This is a genomic window from Nitrospira sp. T9, from assembly GCF_052156535.1.
In the GTDB taxonomy this organism is placed as follows: domain Bacteria; phylum Nitrospirota; class Nitrospiria; order Nitrospirales; family UBA8639; genus Nitrospira_E.
Genome location: NZ_JBQKUP010000028.1, coordinates 20,937 through 41,603 on the forward strand (window position 1 = coordinate 20,937; position 20,667 = coordinate 41,603).

Consider the following 20,667-nt stretch of genomic DNA (forward strand, 5'->3'; position numbering starts at 1 on the left):
CCTCCTCTTTTAGCATCCTAGTACCACATCTCTCACTATGGGCATTCTTAGCGCAATCTCCATTTTTGGCGCAACCCATTTCTCTGAACATTCTTGGTCCATGCATGTGTTTTTCAAAAATACCATCCTGATGGCTTCCCCTGTAGTCATCCCGTCACTTTTCCGGTAGGGTATCCCGCGGAGACACTGGGTCATCACCTTCACCTGGAGGACCAGACATGTTTGGAACGGATATCAGCATGGATTTAGTCATTCAGTACGGATTCCAAGCCGCGAGCGCATTTCTGATTCTGGCAATTGGGGCTTTCCTGGGCAGATCGGCTGGGCAATACACTCATCGCTCCTTAGCAAAAATTGAGATGGATGTCCCTATCAGATTGCTCCTTGTACGAATAATCAAGGGCATCATTTTTCTGTTTACCCTGCTGGTTGTGCTTCAACAATTCGGGATTCAGATTTTCCCCCTGATCGCCGGCCTCGGCGTCGCCGGCGTCGGTATCGGGTTGGCGTTACAAGGCGTGTTCCTCAACCTCTTTGCGGGACTGAGTATCATATTCACCAAACCGTTTCGTGTTGGGGAATTTATCGATATCCTTGGAGAGCATGGCGAAGTTCAAGCGATTGACATTTTTACCACCAAGCTACTTCATCTGGATCGTTCCATCGTCGTGATTCCCAACCGGAAGATCATTGGCGAAATCTTGCATAACTATGGAAAAATCCGCCAACTCGACCTGACGGTTGGCGTGGCCTATGCGACGGATCTAACCCAAGCTCAGGCTTCTGTGCGAAAGATCGTCGCGGCTAACCCACGCATATTACAAGATCCTGAACCGGTTATTGGCATTGCTCTTTTGGGAGATTCCTCAATTAACATATCTGTCAAACCGTGGGTAACCATCCCGGATTATGTGCCAGCCCAAGCTGAACTGTATCAGAGCTTTGTGGAAGAGTTTCGAACTATAGGCATTCAGATCCCCTTCCCACAGCGGGAGATCCGGATGCTCAAGGCGGAATGAGTCTCCAGGCGGCCAATTCGTTGAACCATGGCACCTTTAAAGCAGGTGATTGCGTAAAAGATTGCCTCCTCGAAAGAGAGAAAGGCAGAAAGGATTGTCTCAATGACGTACTTGTATTTGTTCCTGGCTATTGTGGCAGAAGTGATTGCAACCAGTTCACTCAAAGCAGCCGAGGGTTTCACCAAATTAGGCCCAAGCCTGTTAGTCGTCATTGGATATTTCGCGGCATTTTTTCTGTTAAGCCTCGTGTTGAGGAGCATGACGGTCGGCATCGCTTACGCGATCTGGTCGGGCGTCGGCATCATTCTCCTGGCGCTCGTGGGTGCAGTCGCCTTTCGGGAAATTCCCGATATGCCGGCAGTCATTGGAATGGGATTGATCATCGCCGGCGTGATTGTCATTCATGTCTTTTCGGAAACCGTTCGGGTATAGGGCTCCCGCCCCCACCCCTTAAATCCAATGCTTCTTTCGGAAAGCCCACAGCATGCCGATCGCAAGAACGAGCATGAGGCTCATCACAAGCGGATAGCCCCAGGGCCATTCCAATTCCGGCATCACTTCAAAGTTCATTCCATAGATCCCCACGACAAACGTCAATGGAATAAAGATCGTCGCAATCACAGTCAGCACTTTCATGGTTTCATTCAGCCTATTACTTAAACTGGTGAGATAAATATCCATCATGCCCGCCAGCATATCACGATAGGTTTCGGTGGTCTCGATCAACTGAATGGTGTGATCGTACACATCCCGAAGATAAATATGCGTGGACGAATGAATCAGCGTTGAGTCGCCTCGTTCCAAATGACTGAGCACTTCCCGAAGCGGCCAAATTGCTCGACGAAGGAGAATCATCTCATGCTTAAAGGAATGTAACGTTCTCAGCGCCTCCCGATCTGCCTGCGTGATAAGTCGTTCTTCAAGCTGTTCAATATCCTCACCCAATTGTTCCAACAGAGGAAAGTATTGATCCACGATCGTGTCAAGATGGGCATAGGTGAGATAATCACACCCCATTTTTCGTAAACGGCCTTTCTCATTGCGCAGACGTCCCCGGAGATCCACAAAAGGGTCATCCTTTCCTTCGAGGAAACACAACACAAAATTCTTTCCCACAATCAGGCTGACCTGTTCCACTATCAGTGACTGAGCAGGATCATTCCTTGATACGGCCTTCATCACCAAAAACAGATACTCGCCATAGTCTTCAACTTTTGGTCGCTGCTGGGTATTGACGATATCTTCCATCACCAAAGGATGCAGTCCGAATGCCGCACCCAATTGCTGAAGGCCTTCGATTTGATGGATGCCTTGAACGGTGATCCAGACATGTTCTGTGGTGTTTGCCAGCGGCAAGACCTCTTCCACTCGATGGGTTCGAATTTCGTGAAATGCGTGCTCTGAATACGTCAACGCCGTCAGGGACATCTCCTCGAGTTTCTGCTCACCAATATGCACCGGTGTCCCGGGCGGCAGTCCCGATTTACTGGATCGTTTTTTCCGGTGCCCTTTCATCGTCTGCTCCTTCGATACTTTCCATCAAGAAACGGCATGCGTGAACCGGCTCTCATTGTCTCACAGACCATGATCGGTTTGCATAGGAAGAGCGAGGAGGAGAACTCCGGAATCGCCTTCTTTGCTCCGTCTCCCCACAATATGTCCCCGGGCAGCCCTTCTCTTTCAAATAAGGCTTTGATGCCATAAACTTCCCTTCAAGAAAACGCCACATTCATACCTGAACACCTTCTGCTCCTTCTCATGGTTCAGACCAGATTGAACAACCTCGAAAATCTTTCCGGCACGACTTCACTGTAACGTCTTCATTTTAAAATAGACCATATCTCCAACATGCGAAACTCCGACCAGACATTGATGTCCCGCCGCCGGTTCCTTCAATTAAGCGGGACACTGTTCGTGGCTCCCTTATTCTTGTCAAAACAATCGGCCAGGGCCGGCATGTGGAGCCAGCTGTTCGGTTCCACCAAACGAACCACAAGACCCATCACCTCAAACGATGAATTTTATATCACGTCTTACCGTACTCCTCCGTTTGTACCTGCTGATCGGTGGGCTCTGACAATCCGAGGAACGGTCATGTCCCCGTTTACCCTTACCTACCAGGACCTGCTCGCCCAACCGGCGATCACAGAAATCGTCACATTGGAATGTGTCGGCAATGGGGTCGCGGGAGAAGCGATCGGCACGGCTGAATGGCAGGGAGTCCGGCTCAAAGTCCTCCTGGACAAGGCCAGGGTCACATCACCCACCCACGACGTGGTCTTTCATGCCGCCGATGGATACTCCGACAGCCTCACCATCGAACGGGCCATGATGGATGACATCTTGGTTGCCTATCGCATGAACGGGGTACCCCTGCCTTTGGGACATGGATTTCCAGCCAGAATGATCGTACCCGGGCATTACGGCATAAAGCATGTCCAGTGGCTCACGGGAATCGAGCTGGTGTCCTCGGATTACAAAGGGTATTACCAACGTAAAGACTGGTCGGATGAGGCCATCATCAAAACCAAGTCTTGGATTACGGATCCGCAAACCGGAGATACCCTGCCCGCCCAAAAATTATTCACCATGCAGGGCTTTGCTTTTGCCGGATCACGGGGGATTCGTCAGGTGGACATCAGCACCGATGGAGGGGAATCCTGGTCGGCCGCGACCCTGGCCCCGTCACTTTCTCCCTACTCATGGGTTATGTGGAGTTATCCATGGAAACCACAAAGACCTGGTGACTTCTATATTCTGGCTCGAGCGACTGATGGAACAGGGGAACAACAACCGGCGCAAGAACATCCGCCATTTCCCGACGGAGCGTCGGGCTTGCAAGAAGTAATCGTTTCAATTATCTAAGAACAGGGCCCTGCCAACATTATGGAATGGATCACGCGATTTTTAAGCCCGGTGAAAGCGCCCGTCATTCTTATCATTTCCTTTGTCCTTTCCATGGGCTGCTCGACTATTCCCCATACGTTTACTCCTTCTCATCCCATTTCTCCGGAGGCTTTTAGCCATGAAAACTTTCATCAAGCACTCATGGCTCATGTGAAGAACGGCATTGTGGACTATCCCCAACTCGCTCACGATTCACACTTCACTCGTTACCTTCACCTCCTTCAACATATCGCCCCCCAGCAACTTCCGACTCCCAACCATCGTCTGGCCTTTTGGATTAATGCCTATAATGCTTTTGCCATCAAAGGCATCATTGATGGATATGCTCCAACCTCGCTGACCGGACGATACACGTTTTTTATCGGCAGGACATACCAGGTGGGAGGGGAATGGTTGAATTTGTATGACCTGGAACAGCACCTCCTGATTCCCGACTTCAAAGAACCCCGTATACATTTTGCAATTGTCTGTGCCTCACAATCCTGTCCAAAACTTCAATCGGCAACCTACACTCCCGAGTCCATTGACCAACAACTCACGGCAAGTGCCCGACAGTTTATTAACGATCCCACACGCAACCGGTTCGACCGTCAACGCCACATCGCCTATCTGTCAAAAATCTTCGATTGGTTTTCCGAGGATTTCATCAATCACTCAGGTTCACTGCTGGGCTATGTCGCACAATTCCTCACAGATCCGGATCTCGCGAACGAAATCCGCCAAAACCTATATACCATCGAATTTCTCGACTATGACTGGAGCCTCAATGGAGTCCCCCCTCTCCCCCATACATGAAATTTCCAGAGGGCTATTCCCATCTCTTTCGATCATTGGCCCCCAACTTTCTCCATGAAATTTTGTTGGTGGGCTGTAACATCCCATAACCCTCGGAGACTGCCTAAATGAAGACGCGTTTCCTGATGAAAGGAGAAAGCTCTAAACAGAGCCCTCATGCCCGTCTAAATGTTGCAGGGCGCAAGAGTTTGGAGAACATGTCGGTATGCTGGTGAAATCTGGCGAGCATATCCACCTGGCGCAATTACTCCAATTTATGGTCCTGGGCGAACAATTGGCCCACGATTGCGCGAAAGCGCAGGCCACCTTGGTAAGGGAACCAGGTCTGCAGCGGTTTCTCGCCGGTCAGGCCAAGCAGGAAGGGCGACATGCGGTGATCTTTCAGTGGGCGATCCGATGTCTGACTCCACGGGGTCCTCAGTCTCTTATCATTTCTCACCAGATGAATCAGTACCGCCGGCTCATCATGTCCGCCCTGACACGTAGGGACCTTGCGGAATCTCTTCTGGCGGAACAAATTATTCTAGAGGGATTAGGCCAAGCCATTTTACAAAGGCTGGAAACGGGTCTTCTCAAACGAGGCGCCCCGTTTCGAAAACTACGCCGAATACTCCTCCAACAGGAAGAGGCCCACCATGGCTTTGGACTTCGGACGTTGCAGAGACTGTTGGACGATGGTCACACATCCACCGACCGCCTGAGGGAATTAGCTCCCGCATATTTGGAATTGGGAAAAGCCCTTCTGTTTTCGGCCCAGGACTCCTTCTATTTCATTCAGGAAGATCCTCACGAATATTGGAACGACTTTCAACGCGGCCTTCCGGAATGGTTACGAGAGCATCCTCAGGATAGCTCCTCCCTCCCGAATGGTCTTTACGTGGCCCGGTAAACGGCGAGCACAGAAGAGTGTTATGATTTGGGTCATTATTCCCACCTACAACGAGGAGAAGGCCCTACCGCACACCATCAAGTCCGTGTTGTCGCAATCAACACCCTACCGGGTCATCGTCGTGGATGGAGGAAGTACCGACCGCACGCTTGAAATCCTTCGCCAGGATCCACACATTTCTTGGTGTATGGCCCCCAAAGGGCGCGCATCACAAATGAATGCAGGCGCCCGAATGGTGATCCAGATGCAGGCCTCCGCCGATGACTGGCTCCTGTTTCTCCATGCAGACACTCAACTCCCTCGCGGGGCCTTCCGGCAATTACACCATCTTGCCTCCGACCCTTCCTCTCAGGCGGGAGGATTCCGCCATCGCTTCTCTGGAAAGGATTGGCGGTTACGCATGATTTCCTGGTTGGATAATCTCCGATGCACACATTCCCATATCGTCTATGGGGATCAGGCCTTATTCGTGAGACAAGGCCTGTTCACTCAATTAGGTGGATTCCCTATGCAGGCCGTCCTGGAAGATGTCGTGTTTGGACAGACCCTTCTGACGAAAACGACTCCCCGGCTTTTGCCTTTGACGGTCATCACCGATTCCCGGAAATTTGTCAAAATGGGAATATGGCGAAGTTTTATTCGTGTCCTCATGATTATCCTGCATGTGGAATTCGGGCTGCCCACATTTTCTCCTGCTTTTTTCCGGGATGTCCGGTAAACCCCGTCGGCTTGTCTCATTCTGTGGGATTTCCATAATTTTGTAGTGGATACGAGGAATCTTCTTCGCGCAGAAACTAACGCTCAGGAATGGTACACAATGAACACATTCGCCACTGGGCATCATGCTTCGATGGCAGAAGCCCCATCGGGTTACTGAAGAAATTCTCCCGAAAACCTCAAGAGTTCAGGGGGCCCGCACCGATATGTTTTTCATAAGAGATTCCATCATGAGCCATCGCCACGAACCCATGCCCCATACGGAAGATTTACCGAACTTTCTTCGGGAATTCGACGACAGTGATTTGCAGCGCTATACCTGTTTTTCCAGCGAATTCCGCGATCAACGGATGGAAGCCGGCGCCATGGCCGAAGCAGGCTTTTGGAATGCCGTCGTGAACCTGTGTATTGATGAACGATTGCGGCGGGACCAGGATATTAAGCGATTAGAATATATGTATCGAACCGGCGTGGATCCGGAACACAACTCCTGAACGATTCACACCCATCACGTTCCCTCTTCCGGCTTCTCTGTCTTCCAGACCTCTAATCGCTTCCGAGCTTTTTCAGCAAATTCACTCTCAGGATGTTGCTGAATAATCTGTTCGTATAATTCTTGAGCATGGGGGCGATTATGCTGTTGCTCCTCGAACTGAGCCGTTTCAAATAATTGTCGAGGATCTTCCCCACAACCCCACACCATGACACACAATACTCCAATCCCGATCCACCGATAACAGGCGCTCATACTGAATGACATGTGTTTCATCGAGAAAATTCCTCCCAAGAATTCATCTCACACTAAGGAACGCGCAAAGAACCGCCGATACACATTCTCATGCTCGCTGTGACCAACAATCATTATTTACATCTCCAACTTCAGGAAGGCCAGTTGACTTATGCATGCTGAAGACGAACTGCTTGAATCGCTCAGAAGTTTTAACGATTGCGAAATTCGAGTGTATACCCGTTTTGCGACGGAATGGCGAGACCAACGGTTAAGCGACGGGTCACAGGCTGAAGTCTCCTTTTGGAATTCTGTGATCTCCATGCTGGTGGAGGAGCGTCACCGCCGCAAAGAGGAAGTACAGCGACTTGAGGCCATGTTTCAAACCGGTCACGATCCCGGGTAAAAGACCCGGGGGCACGCCCCTTACACGTGCACGTGGAATATCTTTTTGCTCAGGCTCCCTGCTCACCTTCCAACACCAGACCCCGGTCATATGCCCCTCCACATGGATCCCCCTCACAGCCCCGCACCCTAGCTCTCCCCAAGAACGGTTTCGTACAACGCCTTCGTGCGTTTGGCAATTTTGTCCCAACCAAAAAATTCTTCCGCCCGTCGTCTCCCGGCTTGTCCCATGGGCGCCCGTAATTCAGGATCCCGCATGAGTTGATTCAACCGATCGGCCAAGTCCTGTGCAAACCGCTCAGGATCCTTCGGACTAAAGGGAGCTTCTTCCAATTGGTCAACCGGCACCAAAAATCCCGTCTCATCCTCCACAACGACCTCAGGAATGCCGCCGACGGCAGAAGCCACCACAGGCACCTCACAAGCCATGGCCTCTAAATTAATGATCCCGAATGGTTCATAAATAGAAGGACAACAAAAAACCCCGGCATGAGAATACAATTCAATGAGACTCGGTTTGTCGAGGATATCCGCTATCCAATAAATATGCTTTCGATGGGCCGAAATCTGGTCGAGCGCCTCTTTCATTTCCGCGGCCATGGCGGGCGTATCAGGAGAGCTGGCGCACAACACTACGGGAAACTCCTCATCCAAATAGGAGAGAGCCTGAATTAAATAGGTAATACCCTTCTGCCGGGTCATTCTCCCCACAAACAACACATAGGGTTGTCCCGCAGGAATCCCATATCGGGTTAACACGTCCTGGCTTTGGACATTCCGAAATTCCTGAAGGTCGATCCCGTTATGAATGACATGAATCCGTTCTTCAGGAACCTGAAACAATTTAAGAATGTCTTTCTTGGTTCCTTCCGAAACGGCGATAATGGCATCAGCCATCTCCAGGGCAGTTTTTTCAACCCATAGAGAAAAATCATACCCGCCGGCTAACTGCTCTCGTTTCCATGGCCGGAGGGGCTCCAATGAATGCGTGGTGATGACCAGCGGAATACCGTAATTAAGTTTGGCCATAATGCCGCCAAAATGGGTATACCAGGTATGGCAATGGATCAGGTCCGCGCCCAACCCCTCGGCATTCATTTGCCAGCAGCGCTGCACCGCGCCAAGGACCGAATGCAAGGGCTTGGGAGCTGTAAACGGAGTGTCTCCCAAGGGAATCCCATGCACTTTCAAATTGCCTTGATCCAGGCGTTGATCACCAAAACAGCGGACTTCGATGGGAAGAAGATGTGATAATTCCCGACTCAAATACTCCACGTGCGCCCCGGCGCCCCCATAGGTGTATGGGGGAAATTCATTGGTGAACATCAAGACTTTCATGGGCAGCGACACTCCATTATGATCGTAAAGACTTCCAGCAGCCTGCTACATTAAAAGATTATTCATACGAAGTCACCTTCCTTTCCAAAAAATGTACGGAGAAAAATGGAAGGACCTGATTCAGACAACGCGCTACCGGTTTGACTGAGGGCTGTCACCCTCACAGGTTCCTTTCAAAATCACGGAGGGATCTTCTAAAGTACGGAAGACTAAAAACTCGAGACTCACTTGAAGTTTCAATGAAAGAAAACGCACAATCAAGGTTCAAATGGACACGAGATTGCCAAGCAGACCGGAGAGCGATTTGGACGAACCATCAGATCTTTTAGGTTATAGACGAAAAGGGGAATGAGAAACATGGGCGAATTCCAGTACCAGGAAATATTTGAACATCAAGCAGATACGACCAGCTATCGAAAACTCACGTCGGACTATGTCTCTACCACGACCTGTGACGGCCAGGAACTCCTCAAGGTCCACCCCGAAGCCCTCACACTTCTGGCGAGAGAAGCCATGGATGACATTGCCCACTTATTACGACCAAGCCACCTCGCGCAGTTGGCCAAAATTCTGAAAGACCCCGAGGCCTCCGACAATGACCGGTTTGTGGCGTTAGAACTGCTCAAAAATGCCAACATTGCGTCCGCCCGCGTGCTGCCAGGCTGCCAGGATACCGGAACGGCCATCGCCATGGGGTATAAAGGGCAACAGGTTCTCACCACCGGCGATGATGCCGAAGCCCTCTCCCGCGGTATCTTCGAAGCCTACGATACGCGCAACCTGCGGTACTCACAGATGGCGCCACTCGACATGTACACCGAAAAAAATACGGGCACGAATCTTCCAGCACAGATCGACCTCTATGCCAAACCGGGATCGGAGTATCATTTTTTATTCATTGCCAAAGGGGGCGGCTCCGCGAACAAAACCTTTCTCTATCAAGAAACCAAAGCTCTTTTAAATCCCAAATCCCTGCTTGCGTTTGTGGCGGAAAAAATTCGTACCCTGGGCACCTCGGCCTGCCCGCCCTATCATCTGGCCTTTGTCGTGGGCGGCCTATCCGCAGAATTCACATTGAAGACCGTGAAACTGGCCAGTTGTCATTTCCTGGATGATCTGCCTACCTCAGGCAATACGCAGGGGCGTGCCTTTCGCGACCTCGACCTGGAAAAGCAGATTTTTCAACTCTGCGCCGAAACCGGCATCGGCGCCCAATTCGGCGGAAAATACTTCGCCCACGACGTACGCGTCATCCGCTTGCCACGCCACGGGGCCTCCTGCCCGGTCGGTTTGGGCGTCTCCTGTTCAGCCGATCGACAAATCCTCGGAAAAATTACCAAGGAGGGCGTTTTTCTGGAACAGCTCGAAACCAATCCTGCGAAATACCTCCCCGATGTGACAGAAGAAGACCTGGAAGGGCATGTCGTCAAGATCGACCTTAACCAGCCGATGCCGGAAATTCTGGCTGAATTGCGCAAGCATCCGGTGGCCACACGTCTTTCCCTCACCGGTCCCATCGTCGTGGCACGGGATATTGCACATGCCCGACTCAAAGAACAATTAGATGCTGGAAAAGGATTGCCCCAATACCTGAAAGATCATGTGGTCTATTACGCCGGACCGGCAAAAAAACCCCAGGGGCATGCATCGGGATCGTTCGGCCCCACCACGGCCGGACGCATGGATTCGTATGTGGATCAGTTCCAAGAAGCTGGCGGCAGCATGGTCATGCTGGCCAAAGGCAACCGCTCCAAACAAGTGCGCGAGGCCTGCGGAAAACATGGAGGGTTTTATCTCGGCTCCATCGGCGGCCCCGCCGCACGCCTGGCCGAGCATAGCATTAAAAAAGTGGAGGTCCTGGAATTCGAAGATCTCGGGATGGAAGCGGTGTGGAAAATTGAAGTGGAAGATTTCCCCGCCTTCATCGTGATCAACCACGAAGGCAAGGACTTTTATGCCGATCTGACCAGCCAGAAGTCTTCGGGGCTCATCCAGGTTGGCAACGCCGAACAAAAATGAAACCCTCAACCAGCGAGCAATTTCATTCTGTGCGGAAGTCACCATGATAGCCAAAAAATATTCATTGAGTGGGAGGAGGCGACGTTTCCTGGGCTTCAATCTCTGTTTAATGCTCCTCTTTCTTTATCCCCCTCTGTATTCATTCCCTCAACTGTACTACTCTCCCCATGAGGAAATCGATACAACCACGGTGTCCTTCCGCCCTGATGGAAAATACATCCTATCTGCAGGTTTCGATGGAGATTTTCGGCTTTGGAAAACCGACCGGTGCGAACTACAAGGGATAGGCTTTATCCCTGACCCACGCATTCCAACCACAGAATCGGACTCCGTCCTTCGACCATATTCAAGTCTCCTAAAAGGCATTCTTTCCCTCGCCTGGAGTCCCGATGGAGGCAAATTCGTTATTGGACTGCGAGACGGAACGATGCGCATGTATGCCATTCATCCTCCCCCTACTGGCAAGCCACTATTTGAGGAACAGGCAGTATTCGATGAACATGTGGGCGGTCTGCGAGCGGTGGCCTATAGCGCGACTGGAAAATATATTGCTTCGGCAGGACACGATGAGGCCATCCTTCTTTGGGATGCACATAAAATTGGATCGAGTGTAAAACGGTTGTGTTGTCATTTCCCCTTTTTGAAAAATAAAAGCTGGATTATGGTGAATACCCTCGATTTCAGTCCTGACGAAAAATTTCTTGCATCTGGAAGCTCGGACAGAACAGTTAAATATTGGGAAACCCATTCCGGAAAAAGCATTCGGACCTTCGAAGTGCCTGGTGAAGTGTATGCAGTGGCATTCAGTCCAAATGGCAGAACAATTGCCGCCTCATCATTTTTGGGGGACGAAAGCTCTATTTTCTTATGGGATAGGGAGACCGGAAAAGAAGAAAGAAAGCTATACCACCCAGGTGGCAGCTGGAGCATACATTTTAGTCCCGATGGGCATTTTCTGGTTTCAGGAGGTTACAATGATGCAAAAGTCATGATTTGGGATCTGCAATCGGGCGAACCCATTCAAACACTAAGCTCTCCAGAGCCTCAAACAATTCGATCTCTATCCCTTAGCCCCGATGGGCAATTTCTTGTCTCAGGGCACACTCGTGGTCCCCTTCCACTTTGGAATATGAAAACGGGTGAAATGGTCCGGGAATTTGGAAAATGCTCTCAACAGTAAACCGTCTCCGTTTCTTTCTCATTCAGCTTGATATTTTTTAACTTATTTTCACATTTAAAGAAGGCAGGGACTTTTATACCAAACCCTGACTTCTCAACCATCATCCAATCTCACTCAAGCCAGTGATTCAGGGGAAAACAAAACATCCTGGGAGGACTGGAGTTTGAACGTAATCGACAGGATTCAAGGCAATAGCCAATTCATCTTTTGTCCGTGCTATTCATAGCGAGAAAAACACTTTCCAGTAGCACCTTGGCGAGATCATAGATGTCATGATCTTCGCTCGCTCTGGGGCCGGCCACATTCAAGATGGCCGGGTGAAGATTTTGTAACCATCGGCAGACCTCTGGCACGACCTGGTCCATCGATTCTCGATTGAGATCCACATGAAAAACGGCCTTGCCCAGACGCATGGCGACTTCAACCGTGAACGCCGATCCTCCGGTCGGTGCCCCACGGGTAATCAGTATCGTCGCGTCAGAATCCCGCACATTGAGCTCAGTCCGGATATTCGGATCGTCGGAGTCTGTCTCGACGAGGTTCGGGTAATGTGCGGGAATGACGCCGTCCTCCCCCATGCGCCCTTTCGGAACCCACCCGCCGCACTCGATTCCAAATTTCAGCGCGAAATCAAGGGCTGCCCTGTCAGCACCCGTTTGTCCGCCTGAGACAATTCGATGAACCATAGGAATGGAATGTTTTCCTGATGTATTATCTTCATAGGTAGAATGAAGGTTACTTTTTCTGCGCCGCATCAATCCTTTATCACGTCCCAATTTCTTTCCCCAGGTCCGGTCTATTCCATGAACAAATCATCCACATAACACCATCGCCAATCTTCCCCTGGTTCGATAGAACGGATAATGGGATGGCTGGTTGCATGAAAATGCTTCGTAGCGTGTTTGTTCTTGGAGGAATCGCAGCATCCGACGTGGCCACAGGTGAGGCACATTCGCAAATGGACCCAGCGGTCATTCATGTTCACACATGCCCCGCAGACAGCGGCGTCCGGTAGGACATTGCGGATCTGGTCGAGATGGGTGCAGGAGGGTTGGGACATCATGTTGGCCTTTCTCACAATTCCTTGAGGTATTCATGCACGAACTGAACAGCCATCGCCCCTTCACCGACGGCCGAAGCGACGCGCTTGATCGAATCGGCGCGCACGTCCCCTGCGGCGAAAACGCCAGGACGGCTGGTTTCCAGCAGGAATGGTGGCCGGAGAGAAGTCCACTGTGAGGACTGTGCCAGTGTGGTGCCGGTCCGGACAAAGCCTTTGTCGTCCCGCTCGATCTCAGTCGGCAACCAGTCCGTTCGTGGCACGGCTCCGATGAACGTGAATACGGCAGCCATCTCGACTGTTCGCTCCTCACCCGTTTGGCTATTGGCCATATCGATGGAATCGAGGTATCCATTCCCGTGCATCCGGCAGATTGTGGTGTGACGAAGGACCTCAATGTTGGCTGTCTGTTCAATCCGTTTGACCAGGTAACTCGACATATTCTTATACAAGTCATCCCCTCGAATCACGAGCAGGACCTTCCTGGCCTGTCCCGAGAGAAACACCGCAGCCTGGCCTGCGGAATTGCCCCCACCTACGACGGCTACCTGGCCTCCCCGACACATTTGCGCTTCAACGGGTGTTGCAGCGAAATACACTCCCCTTCCCTCAAATTTCTCCTCATCTTCGGCGCCGAGTCGGCGATAATCGACGCCCGTTGCAATCAATAGACACTTCGTCGTGATATATTCCTCACCATCAAGATGGACGATGGAGTAGGCTTTGTCGAATGTCAGTTGGGTGACCGGAGTCGGGACGGAAAGGCGGACACCGAATTTATTCGCTTGGATCATAGCGCGGTCAGTGAGTTCACTACCCGTCACGCCGGTAGGGAAACCGAGATAGTTTTCAATCCGCATGCTGGTACCGGCCTGCCCGCCGGGAGCCGTGCGCTCGAGCACGGCGGTACGTAACCCTTCCGAGGCACCATAGACCGCAGCGGCTAAACCTGCGGGACCGGCTCCCACCACTACTAAATCGTAGACCGCCGCCTCCAGGGGATGGCGGATACCGATGCCATCAGCCAGGTCGCGGTTCGATGGGTTGCGGAGGAGCAGCATCTTGCTGCAAGCCACCACGGGCGTGTCAGCTTCGGTCACGCCAAACTGCTTAAGAAGCTGGTCCACCTGCGAATCCGTCTCCACGTCCACCCAGGTGAACAGCACATGGTTCTTAGCCAGGAAATCACGAACCCGGAAGGTGTCGGCCGAAAAACGCGAGCCGATCACCCGCAGACCGGTAAAGTCCGGCGACTTGTGAAGAAGTTGCCGCCGGGCAATGAAGGCCTGAAGAATGATGTCACTCAGGGTCGGACATTGATTCAAGACCTGCTTGAGCGCATCCCCTGAGATTTCGTACACTTCACAATCTCCCTTGGCAACAGCGCTGACCACCGAAGGATTGCCGGTGAGGTGAGAGATATCGCCCGTGAACCCGCCTTGACAATGGACCGTCAGGGTCTTCGGCACATCTCCGGAATAGTCAAGGATTTCGACCTCACCTGATTTGATAATATGGAATTTGAAATTGCGGTCTCCGACGGCAAACAGCGTCGTTCCGTCCGGATATACCTTCGGCATGGCGGCGGCGCAACGGCTGAGATCGGCGATTTGGGATTCGTCGAGGGTTGGGAAGGCGATAGATTGAAGGTCAGATACGGCCATACTCTTCTCCTTTAGTCCAATTATTTATGGCGGTGCATTCATGGGAAAAGAGATACATGCATTACGCTGGAGGCTTCTCTCTTTCATAACGTCCAAATCATCAAGACAACCAGACTCACCCGGCCACAAGGCCGGTGGCGGCAGGGGCCGGTATGGCTTCAAGTGGAAAGTTCCGTGCGCGCCAGGCGTCGAGGCCCCCGGCCAGGGGCCGTACTTTCCTGATTCCCCGCCTCCGCAACATTAACGCCATCATGGCAGCCGTTGCCTCGTTCGGGCAGGCACAAAATAAAATGATGTCACTCTGTCGCGGGATATCGCCATGCCGCTGTTCTAATTCATCCGCGGTCATGCGAAGAGCTCCTGGAATGGTGTAGGGGTCCGCTTCGTGATCCAACGGACCGCGCAGGTCCAACACAAACACCTCCTGGCCGTTGTCCATCATCTCTTTCAGCTCGTCTACGGTCATGCGGGCCATTCGCAACTCGCGCAACACCCATTGCCGATGGACAAACTTGAAGGCGATATAGGCCACGAGGCCGATACCCAATGCCACCAGGAAATACATGCCCGCGCGGGACTGTTGCGCGGCAATGGCTTCGATCTCGCTGCTGAAGATATACCCCGGCAATACGAATGTCAGAGCCCAAAGCCCGGCACCCAGTCCGTCATAGCCCAGGAAACGCGTGAATCTGATCCCAAAAAGACCGGCCATCGCCGGCGCCAGGGTGCTCAAGCCCGGCAGGAACTTGGCGAGAATCAGCGCGCGGATCCCGTGACGGGTAAAAAAATTCTCGGTCCGCCGCACACAAAAATCAGGTTCCAATGAAATGCGGCAGAGAAGACTGAGAGCCTGCCGGCCCCGACGCCGGCCCACCTCGTACCACACCACATCGCCGGCCAGACAGGCGACGAGAGAAAGAACTATGGCAACACCGAGATCCATCTGCCCGACACCCGCCAGGGCACCGGCTGCCAACAGGACCGGGACTGCCGGAATCGGAAGGCCGACCTGCTCGGCGAAGACGATGGCAAACAGCACGATTCCGCCATACTGGGAGACGAATACGCTGATTTCGTTCACATGGACTCCTGCGCAATGGGAAGAGTGTTCAGATGACCTCAGAGGGGGCAATATGCGGTTGAAGGGAGTGTTGAATAAAACTAAATTCCACGGGCATATTGCCCCCCAGACACGTTGCATATCAAAGGCCTCGGGTCGGTTCAAAAAAGCATGACCTGAGTGTTCCCGAAGGGTTCGTCCAGTCCAGTCCTGAGGCCCCTCGAAGGAAAGGCCTCAGTCATTTTTGCGCGCAGAGCGTACTTCCAGTACGTGAGCACGAAAAAATGGCGAGAACGCCGCTGGCGACTTTTTTCAACAGTCCCATTAATACACCACAGAAGGCAGAAAGGCCCCGTCAGGTTCGTTATAGAGCCCCATACTCATCAGGGTCATCGGCTGAACAACCCGCAGCCCTTTCTCCAAACACCAGCGAAGCAACTCACTATTGCGCGTGGGGAGCAGGAAACCCGGCCCGGGAAAAGCGGGAGCCGCCCCGATGAGCGCCTTCAGATCTTCGTTGTCCTCGGCGACCGCATGGCCGAAAAAACCAACCACAGTGGCATAACCGGTAATGCGGCCCTCGCATTCGACCACGGTGGCGGTCTGTTGTTTGATGGCGTCCAGCAGCTCGGATTTCCGATCGTGGCCATGGACCTGAATACACAGCCGGTTGCAGCCCGGCACATCCCCTTCAACCGCCGGACGGACCGCATGGCCGGGTATCCCGATTCCAAGAACCGATCCTTGAATCGTCGAAAGCGGTTCACGGGCGTTGAAACCCAGCTTGGTATAAAGAGACAGTGAGCGATTATGATACGCGGCTTGCACCAGCCGGATGCCGGCAAAACGAATCTCCCGCGCCCGTTCCAACACATGCTCCATCAAACGTCTGCCCACAGTTCCATTTTGGACCGCCGGGTCCACGGTGATCGGACCGACCCCGGCAATGACGGTATTCGCCCAGAGGAAATTGCTCCCGATGACTCTTCCGTCCATTTCCGCCACAACGGAATGGACGTCAGGATGCGAGAACAGGTGAGAAAATAATTGAACGGCCATCCCCGGGGCGGGGAAATCAGGAGGAAAATTATGCTGTCTGGCTATAGCCGTAAACGCGTCGAAGCAGATCGAGCCGCATGTTTCAGCATCTGCAGGACCACCATTTCGTAATCTGAGGTTCATCGCTCTCATTACCCCCACATGGTCAATCGTCATTCGCTCGGGGACGACCGGCCCTGTTGTTTTTTCCATTCATCAGTCAGCAGTCCGGAAAATCCCCAGTCTTCCTCATTAATCTCTTGAATCACCACATGGATGTGGGCGGGGTTTTTTCCCAACACGCGAATCAGGGAATCCGTGACATCTTTCACCAATTCCGCCTTCTGTTTTCTGGAAACACCCTTCGTCACTTGAATATTCACATATGGCATAAGGCGTCCTTATGTGAGTCAATTATTTACATGACATATTACACACCTTGGCAGACAACAAAAAACTATCCTACCGAGGTGCCGAGGCGATGGCTGCAACTCCCGGAAGAAGTCTCCTATTCGGCAACATGCCGTCGTACTTCATAGTGGCTTTGCACCAAACCATTCACAAACGGTCGTGTCTCAAGATGCTGCAAGTGGATCTCTCGAGAAAGCGGCCCGAACAAGGGAATGCCCGTCCCGAGAAGAATCGGAACCGTCGTAATAATCAGCCTATGAATCAGGTCTTCGCGAAGGAATCCTTGAATGGTCTTGCCCCCGTCGATATAGAGATGCCTCCATCCACGTCCGGCCAGGCGTTGCACCACCTCATGCGGTGGTGCATTTATGGACTCGACCGTCCTTGCGATGTCTTGACCAATAGCTACCGTTCGACTGCTGAGAACCACAACGGGCTTTTCTCCATACGGCCAGGCACCGAAGGATAATGCCATCTCATAGGAGTATCGCCCCATAACAATTGCATCAATGGAATCAATAAATTCGTGATATCCGTAATCCTCCGTCCCGACCTCTCCCACCCCGGGAAGCCAGTCGATCCCGCCATCCTCGCGGGCAATAAATCCATCGAGGCTTGTAGCAATAAAGACCGTGCCGATCATCTCTCCCGCTCTTTGGCTCCTGACGTCCATATGACCATCAGTTTCTCTTCTTCGCTTTCTTTCCCGGCTTTTTTGCACGCACGGCCGCCTCATACGATCGGAGAGCCCAGCCTTTCGCCTCCGCAGGATCCCCAAAGATCTCCTCCGGGGCCATATAATACGACATTTTGAACGTCTTGCCCTGTTTTTCATACTGGAATGGTTCTAATCCCCGTTTTTCAAAAAATGGAGCCAAGGTCTCGTCGGCTTTCAGATACAACACATCATCCGCCACCAGCCCGAACATCAATCCTTTGTGAAAAAGTCCGTAGCCCCCGAACATCCGTCGGGGATGAACGGGTCCGAACTCCTCGAACACCTCTTTGAGAAATTCGACGTATTCGCTCATAAAAATTGTTTGGGATATTGCGGCAGCATGACGGTCGGAGTCTAGCGACCGCCGAGGGGAGTCTGCCGGAATGAAAAGTTAGACATGGGTTGTGAGCTTGAGACCAACGATGCCGGCAAAAATAAGAGCAAGACTGAGCAGCCGCGCGGGATTCGCCTGCTCCTCAAACAAGACAATGCCCAATATGGCTGTACCGACGGCACCTACACCGACCCAAACCGCATACGCCGTCCCGACGGGAAGTGATTTCATCGCCAGACCGAGCAAACCAAGGCTGATCACCATGGCAACCACGGTACCGACTGTTGGCCAGAGACGCGTAAAGCCCTCCGTGTACTTGAGACCGATCGCCCATCCAACTTCAAACAGCCCGGCGGTCACAAGAATCGCCCAGTTCATAACAAATTCCTCCAAAAATTGTGGGGTCGTCTTCGATACCAGGCGGAGCTGTGAGATCCTCCTTACCTCATAGTGGTGCCTACCCTTGAAGTTTAGCAGCCACCGAAGTCGGCCCGCTGGAACGACAAGTGAGACACGACTGTATCTATACCAAAAAGTGATTGCCCAAGCATTATATCTTTTGGACAGTGTGGAATGGGTCCGGATTGCTGGAATATCCCTTTAGGAAGTACAACGTATTCGCTCACAGAATTGTATTTTTTGGGGGATCGAATTGTTCCGCCACTGAGTGGCAGAGGAATGATAATGCTTTCGAGCCCTGCTCGTCAGCCTGCTCTGAAGTGCCCATGAAAAAGACCATCCGGATCATAGGTACCACCAAGCACCAGGGTCACTTAAGCAGTGCGTAACCTGTTGGCAGGGCTATTCACCAAGTCCATCCAAATGAACCACCCGCCCACTGAAGTCTGGATTGTGTTCAATACTGCTCACTACTGAAGGGAGTTGCTCCAGTTCAACTAGGTAGAATGTGTCGAGTGTTTTCCCATCCTCGAAGCGAAAACGAAGCCACGGTTTTTCGTTGATGTTACCATTGGGCGCTCGACGTTTCGCAATGATTTCGATACCCGAGAGAGTTGCGACTGGATAAGATTCAGTGATGGGGCTGAAGAAGCCACTCATCGATATGTCGCTATTCGAAACCCGTAGGAACGTATCAAAAGCAACACAGTTTAGTATGGTGGCGAGACCCGCAATCAACCATAAATCTGTAGAAAAAAAACGAAGCTCTTGTCGAATTGTGGATGGGGTTCGGCTTCGGTTTGGTCTATCGAGGATCTCATATAACCGTGAGCCGAGGCGCCACTTGTGGAGTTGATATGTGAGAGCGAATGACAGGAATATGGAGACAAACAGACTGGGAATAAAAGGGTACACTGGATTATCCGTGGCGCGATTGAGAAAGACAGCACCGTCGTCATTGACCAGACGGAAGAGGGAGTCTTGGGCTATCCCGATAGGATATGCAAGTAAGACGAACCCGATTGCAAACGGAAGTGAGAAAGATAGGTGTTGCGCCAAGGTCAGCTGCGAGGTGTCAGGTTCGGAATGAGACTGTGCCGATGGCTGAGATTCGGGGAGTCGCACTGGGATCAGAATGCGAATGGCCCCGGCAAAAATTAGAGGAAAAAAGCAGGCAAGGGTGGTCTCAATCACGATCATTCATTTGCAAAAAGATGGGCGAATCGACATAAAACATCAAAAATTGCCATTGCCCGTCTTACTGAATGAGTCGAGTATTGATACGGCCATCCCCATTCTCGAATGTCGCGTTCACAACATAAGAAGCTATGGTGACCTTGCCATGCTCAGTTGTAAAGGAAATGTGAGAATCACTCTTCACATCGCTAAAGAACCTCAAAGCACCAAGATGGGAAAGCTTCCGAAATAGCTGGTCAAACTGCTCGGGCTTTTCGTTGACAGCTTTTAATAATTGCGGTGAGGACCGCTTTAGCAACTCATTCGTGGACCAGGTGTCAAGGATGACGGGGAGGTTTGCCTCGACATAAGCTTTGCTCGATGCGTCCAAAGCTCGTCCATGAAAGGCGGCGTATGCTATAACACCAAACCCGATAAGAATAAACACCAAAAAGATGCCACCAATGATGGATAGGAAATTCTTCATGAAATTATGAGAAATTTCAAGAACCCCTCACCTTTTTAATTTGCATTTCGAGTCCAAAACTTCTATTGCATTCATACCCTCTGAAGCCTGGAAACCGGAAGATAGCTATTAGTCGTCGATAATTAAAAATAACTTAACCGCAGGGAAAAGTGAGTGAGGACAAGACGTTCTGTTTGTGCGTGTTTTTGTTAGATCTAGGGTTTATGAATATTTTTTCTTAGCTTTCTGCTTGGGCGTATTTGATCGAACTGCCCCCTAAGAGGAGGGGACATCCCAGATTTTGGCATCCTTTAGATCGCCAATATTTTCCTGGAGTGCCATATA

24 protein-coding genes are annotated in these 20,667 nt (G+C 51.6%); 10 read left to right on the plus strand and 14 right to left on the minus strand.

Annotated elements, in window-relative coordinates:
• Positions 1–218: 218 nt before the first annotated feature.
• Positions 219–1,019 (plus strand): mechanosensitive ion channel family protein, encoded by an 801-nt coding sequence (locus ACTRXD_RS04415; protein WP_442430632.1) that lies wholly within the window; start codon positions 219–221, stop codon positions 1,017–1,019.
• 102 nt (positions 1,020–1,121) lie between these two features.
• Positions 1,122–1,451 carry a DMT family transporter gene (locus tag ACTRXD_RS04420; RefSeq protein WP_442430633.1) on the plus strand — a complete coding sequence of 110 codons (330 nt, stop codon included), beginning with the start codon at positions 1,122–1,124 and terminating at the stop codon, positions 1,449–1,451.
• Positions 1,452–1,469: 18 nt separating this feature from the next.
• On the opposite strand, the gene corA is transcribed toward ACTRXD_RS04420, so the two are convergent.
• Complete coding sequence (gene corA, locus ACTRXD_RS04425) at positions 1,470–2,534, minus strand: magnesium/cobalt transporter CorA (protein ID WP_442430634.1); 1,065 nt, start codon at positions 2,532–2,534, stop codon at positions 1,470–1,472.
• Between the two features lie 333 nt (positions 2,535–2,867).
• Here corA and ACTRXD_RS04430 point away from each other — a divergent pair, with 333 nt between their 5' ends.
• The 5 genes from ACTRXD_RS04430 to ACTRXD_RS04450 all read left to right on the plus strand — a co-directional run bounded on the left by ACTRXD_RS04430 (position 2,868) and on the right by ACTRXD_RS04450 (position 6,821).
• The gene (locus ACTRXD_RS04430) at positions 2,868–3,884 is read left to right on the plus strand and encodes a molybdopterin-dependent oxidoreductase (protein ID WP_442430635.1); all 1,017 of its coding nucleotides are present in this window, start codon (positions 2,868–2,870) and stop codon (positions 3,882–3,884) included.
• 21 nt (positions 3,885–3,905) lie between these two features.
• Positions 3,906–4,721: a DUF547 domain-containing protein gene (locus tag ACTRXD_RS04435; protein WP_442430636.1), complete on the plus strand. Its 816-nt coding sequence runs from the start codon at positions 3,906–3,908 to the stop codon at positions 4,719–4,721.
• A gap of 205 nt (positions 4,722–4,926) precedes the next feature.
• Positions 4,927–5,610 (plus strand): hypothetical protein, encoded by a 684-nt coding sequence (locus tag ACTRXD_RS04440; protein ID WP_442430637.1) that lies wholly within the window; start codon positions 4,927–4,929, stop codon positions 5,608–5,610.
• Between the two features lie 22 nt (positions 5,611–5,632).
• Complete coding sequence (locus ACTRXD_RS04445) at positions 5,633–6,328, plus strand: TIGR04283 family arsenosugar biosynthesis glycosyltransferase (RefSeq protein WP_442430638.1); 696 nt, start codon at positions 5,633–5,635, stop codon at positions 6,326–6,328.
• A 229-nt stretch (positions 6,329–6,557) separates the two neighbouring features.
• Entirely contained in the window at positions 6,558–6,821 is a 264-nt protein-coding gene (locus tag ACTRXD_RS04450) for a hypothetical protein (RefSeq protein ID WP_442430639.1), read from the plus strand.
• Positions 6,822–6,835: 14 nt separating this feature from the next.
• Here the strand turns inward: ACTRXD_RS04450 and ACTRXD_RS04455 are convergent, their stop codons facing one another.
• Positions 6,836–7,096, minus strand: a complete 261-nt coding sequence (locus ACTRXD_RS04455) for a hypothetical protein (protein ID WP_442430640.1) — start codon at positions 7,094–7,096, stop codon at positions 6,836–6,838.
• 130 nt (positions 7,097–7,226) lie between these two features.
• Here ACTRXD_RS04455 and ACTRXD_RS04460 point away from each other — a divergent pair, with 130 nt between their 5' ends.
• A complete protein-coding gene (locus ACTRXD_RS04460) occupies positions 7,227–7,460 on the plus strand; it encodes a hypothetical protein (RefSeq protein WP_312642518.1) in 234 nt (77 codons plus the stop codon).
• A 128-nt stretch (positions 7,461–7,588) separates the two neighbouring features.
• Here ACTRXD_RS04460 and glgA read toward each other — a convergent pair whose 3' ends face one another.
• A complete protein-coding gene (gene glgA, locus ACTRXD_RS04465; RefSeq protein ID WP_442430641.1) occupies positions 7,589–8,797 on the minus strand; it encodes a glycogen synthase in 1,209 nt (402 codons plus the stop codon).
• Positions 8,798–9,145: 348 nt separating this feature from the next.
• Between glgA and ACTRXD_RS04470 the strand changes: the two genes are divergently transcribed.
• Together ACTRXD_RS04470 and ACTRXD_RS04475 are read left to right on the plus strand one after the other, a co-directional pair.
• A complete protein-coding gene (locus ACTRXD_RS04470; RefSeq protein ID WP_442430642.1) occupies positions 9,146–10,816 on the plus strand; it encodes a fumarate hydratase in 1,671 nt (556 codons plus the stop codon).
• A gap of 43 nt (positions 10,817–10,859) precedes the next feature.
• Positions 10,860–11,996, plus strand: a complete 1,137-nt coding sequence (locus ACTRXD_RS04475) for a WD40 repeat domain-containing protein (RefSeq protein ID WP_442430643.1) — start codon at positions 10,860–10,862, stop codon at positions 11,994–11,996.
• Between the two features lie 200 nt (positions 11,997–12,196).
• Here ACTRXD_RS04475 and ACTRXD_RS04480 read toward each other — a convergent pair whose 3' ends face one another.
• The 11 genes from ACTRXD_RS04480 to ACTRXD_RS04530 form a co-directional block, all read right to left on the minus strand.
• On the minus strand, positions 12,197–12,682 hold the full coding sequence (locus tag ACTRXD_RS04480; RefSeq protein WP_442430644.1) for a putative molybdenum carrier protein: 486 nt from the start codon (positions 12,680–12,682) through the stop codon (positions 12,197–12,199).
• Positions 12,683–12,792: 110 nt separating this feature from the next.
• Positions 12,793–13,056 carry a ubiquitin carboxyl-terminal hydrolase 14 gene (locus ACTRXD_RS04485; RefSeq protein WP_442430765.1) on the minus strand — a complete coding sequence of 88 codons (264 nt, stop codon included), beginning with the start codon at positions 13,054–13,056 and terminating at the stop codon, positions 12,793–12,795.
• A 14-nt stretch (positions 13,057–13,070) separates the two neighbouring features.
• Entirely contained in the window at positions 13,071–14,720 is a 1,650-nt protein-coding gene (locus ACTRXD_RS04490; protein WP_442430645.1) for an FAD-dependent oxidoreductase, read from the minus strand.
• A gap of 115 nt (positions 14,721–14,835) precedes the next feature.
• Positions 14,836–15,945: a DedA family protein/thiosulfate sulfurtransferase GlpE gene (locus ACTRXD_RS04495; RefSeq protein ID WP_442430646.1), complete on the minus strand. Its 1,110-nt coding sequence runs from the start codon at positions 15,943–15,945 to the stop codon at positions 14,836–14,838.
• 159 nt (positions 15,946–16,104) lie between these two features.
• Positions 16,105–16,962, minus strand: a complete 858-nt coding sequence (locus tag ACTRXD_RS04500; protein ID WP_442430647.1) for a GNAT family N-acetyltransferase — start codon at positions 16,960–16,962, stop codon at positions 16,105–16,107.
• 29 nt (positions 16,963–16,991) lie between these two features.
• On the minus strand, positions 16,992–17,210 hold the full coding sequence (locus ACTRXD_RS04505; RefSeq protein ID WP_442430648.1) for a tautomerase family protein: 219 nt from the start codon (positions 17,208–17,210) through the stop codon (positions 16,992–16,994).
• A gap of 116 nt (positions 17,211–17,326) precedes the next feature.
• The gene (locus tag ACTRXD_RS04510) at positions 17,327–17,872 is read right to left on the minus strand and encodes a dihydrofolate reductase family protein (RefSeq protein ID WP_442430649.1); all 546 of its coding nucleotides are present in this window, start codon (positions 17,870–17,872) and stop codon (positions 17,327–17,329) included.
• 37 nt (positions 17,873–17,909) lie between these two features.
• Positions 17,910–18,260: a TfoX/Sxy family protein gene (locus tag ACTRXD_RS04515; protein ID WP_442430650.1), complete on the minus strand. Its 351-nt coding sequence runs from the start codon at positions 18,258–18,260 to the stop codon at positions 17,910–17,912.
• Positions 18,261–18,338: 78 nt separating this feature from the next.
• Positions 18,339–18,659 (minus strand): quaternary ammonium compound efflux SMR transporter SugE, encoded by a 321-nt coding sequence (gene sugE, locus ACTRXD_RS04520; RefSeq protein WP_442430651.1) that lies wholly within the window; start codon positions 18,657–18,659, stop codon positions 18,339–18,341.
• A gap of 423 nt (positions 18,660–19,082) precedes the next feature.
• On the minus strand, positions 19,083–19,874 hold the full coding sequence (locus tag ACTRXD_RS04525; protein WP_442430652.1) for a hypothetical protein: 792 nt from the start codon (positions 19,872–19,874) through the stop codon (positions 19,083–19,085).
• A 64-nt stretch (positions 19,875–19,938) separates the two neighbouring features.
• Positions 19,939–20,343 carry a hypothetical protein gene (locus tag ACTRXD_RS04530; RefSeq protein ID WP_442430653.1) on the minus strand — a complete coding sequence of 135 codons (405 nt, stop codon included), beginning with the start codon at positions 20,341–20,343 and terminating at the stop codon, positions 19,939–19,941.
• Positions 20,344–20,667 lie beyond the last annotated feature (324 nt).

Bases quoted from the DNA above. Each gene is read 5' to 3' on its own strand.
- ACTRXD_RS04415 (WP_442430632.1), top strand. From the start codon at position 219: ATGTTTGGAACGGATATCAGCATGGATTTAGTCATTCAGTACGGATTC.
- ACTRXD_RS04420 (WP_442430633.1), top strand. From the start codon at position 1,122: ATGACGTACTTGTATTTGTTCCTGGCTATTGTGGCAGAAGTGATTGCA.
- corA (WP_442430634.1), bottom strand. From the start codon at position 2,534: ATGAAAGGGCACCGGAAAAAACGATCCAGTAAATCGGGACTGCCGCCC.
- ACTRXD_RS04430 (WP_442430635.1), top strand. From the start codon at position 2,868: ATGCGAAACTCCGACCAGACATTGATGTCCCGCCGCCGGTTCCTTCAA.
- ACTRXD_RS04435 (WP_442430636.1), top strand. From the start codon at position 3,906: ATGGAATGGATCACGCGATTTTTAAGCCCGGTGAAAGCGCCCGTCATT.
- ACTRXD_RS04440 (WP_442430637.1), top strand. From the start codon at position 4,927: ATGCTGGTGAAATCTGGCGAGCATATCCACCTGGCGCAATTACTCCAA.
- ACTRXD_RS04445 (WP_442430638.1), top strand. From the start codon at position 5,633: ATGATTTGGGTCATTATTCCCACCTACAACGAGGAGAAGGCCCTACCG.
- ACTRXD_RS04450 (WP_442430639.1), top strand. From the start codon at position 6,558: ATGAGCCATCGCCACGAACCCATGCCCCATACGGAAGATTTACCGAAC.
- ACTRXD_RS04455 (WP_442430640.1), bottom strand. From the start codon at position 7,096: ATGAAACACATGTCATTCAGTATGAGCGCCTGTTATCGGTGGATCGGG.
- ACTRXD_RS04460 (WP_312642518.1), top strand. From the start codon at position 7,227: ATGCATGCTGAAGACGAACTGCTTGAATCGCTCAGAAGTTTTAACGAT.
- glgA (WP_442430641.1), bottom strand. From the start codon at position 8,797: ATGAAAGTCTTGATGTTCACCAATGAATTTCCCCCATACACCTATGGG.
- ACTRXD_RS04470 (WP_442430642.1), top strand. From the start codon at position 9,146: ATGAGAAACATGGGCGAATTCCAGTACCAGGAAATATTTGAACATCAA.
- ACTRXD_RS04475 (WP_442430643.1), top strand. From the start codon at position 10,860: ATGATAGCCAAAAAATATTCATTGAGTGGGAGGAGGCGACGTTTCCTG.
- ACTRXD_RS04480 (WP_442430644.1), bottom strand. From the start codon at position 12,682: ATGGTTCATCGAATTGTCTCAGGCGGACAAACGGGTGCTGACAGGGCA.
- ACTRXD_RS04485 (WP_442430765.1), bottom strand. From the start codon at position 13,056: ATGTCCCAACCCTCCTGCACCCATCTCGACCAGATCCGCAATGTCCTA.
- ACTRXD_RS04490 (WP_442430645.1), bottom strand. From the start codon at position 14,720: ATGGCCGTATCTGACCTTCAATCTATCGCCTTCCCAACCCTCGACGAA.
- ACTRXD_RS04500 (WP_442430647.1), bottom strand. From the start codon at position 16,962: ATGAACCTCAGATTACGAAATGGTGGTCCTGCAGATGCTGAAACATGC.
- ACTRXD_RS04505 (WP_442430648.1), bottom strand. From the start codon at position 17,210: ATGCCATATGTGAATATTCAAGTGACGAAGGGTGTTTCCAGAAAACAG.
- ACTRXD_RS04510 (WP_442430649.1), bottom strand. From the start codon at position 17,872: ATGATCGGCACGGTCTTTATTGCTACAAGCCTCGATGGATTTATTGCC.
- ACTRXD_RS04515 (WP_442430650.1), bottom strand. From the start codon at position 18,260: ATGAGCGAATACGTCGAATTTCTCAAAGAGGTGTTCGAGGAGTTCGGA.
- sugE (WP_442430651.1), bottom strand. From the start codon at position 18,659: ATGAACTGGGCGATTCTTGTGACCGCCGGGCTGTTTGAAGTTGGATGG.
- ACTRXD_RS04530 (WP_442430653.1), bottom strand. From the start codon at position 20,343: ATGAAGAATTTCCTATCCATCATTGGTGGCATCTTTTTGGTGTTTATT.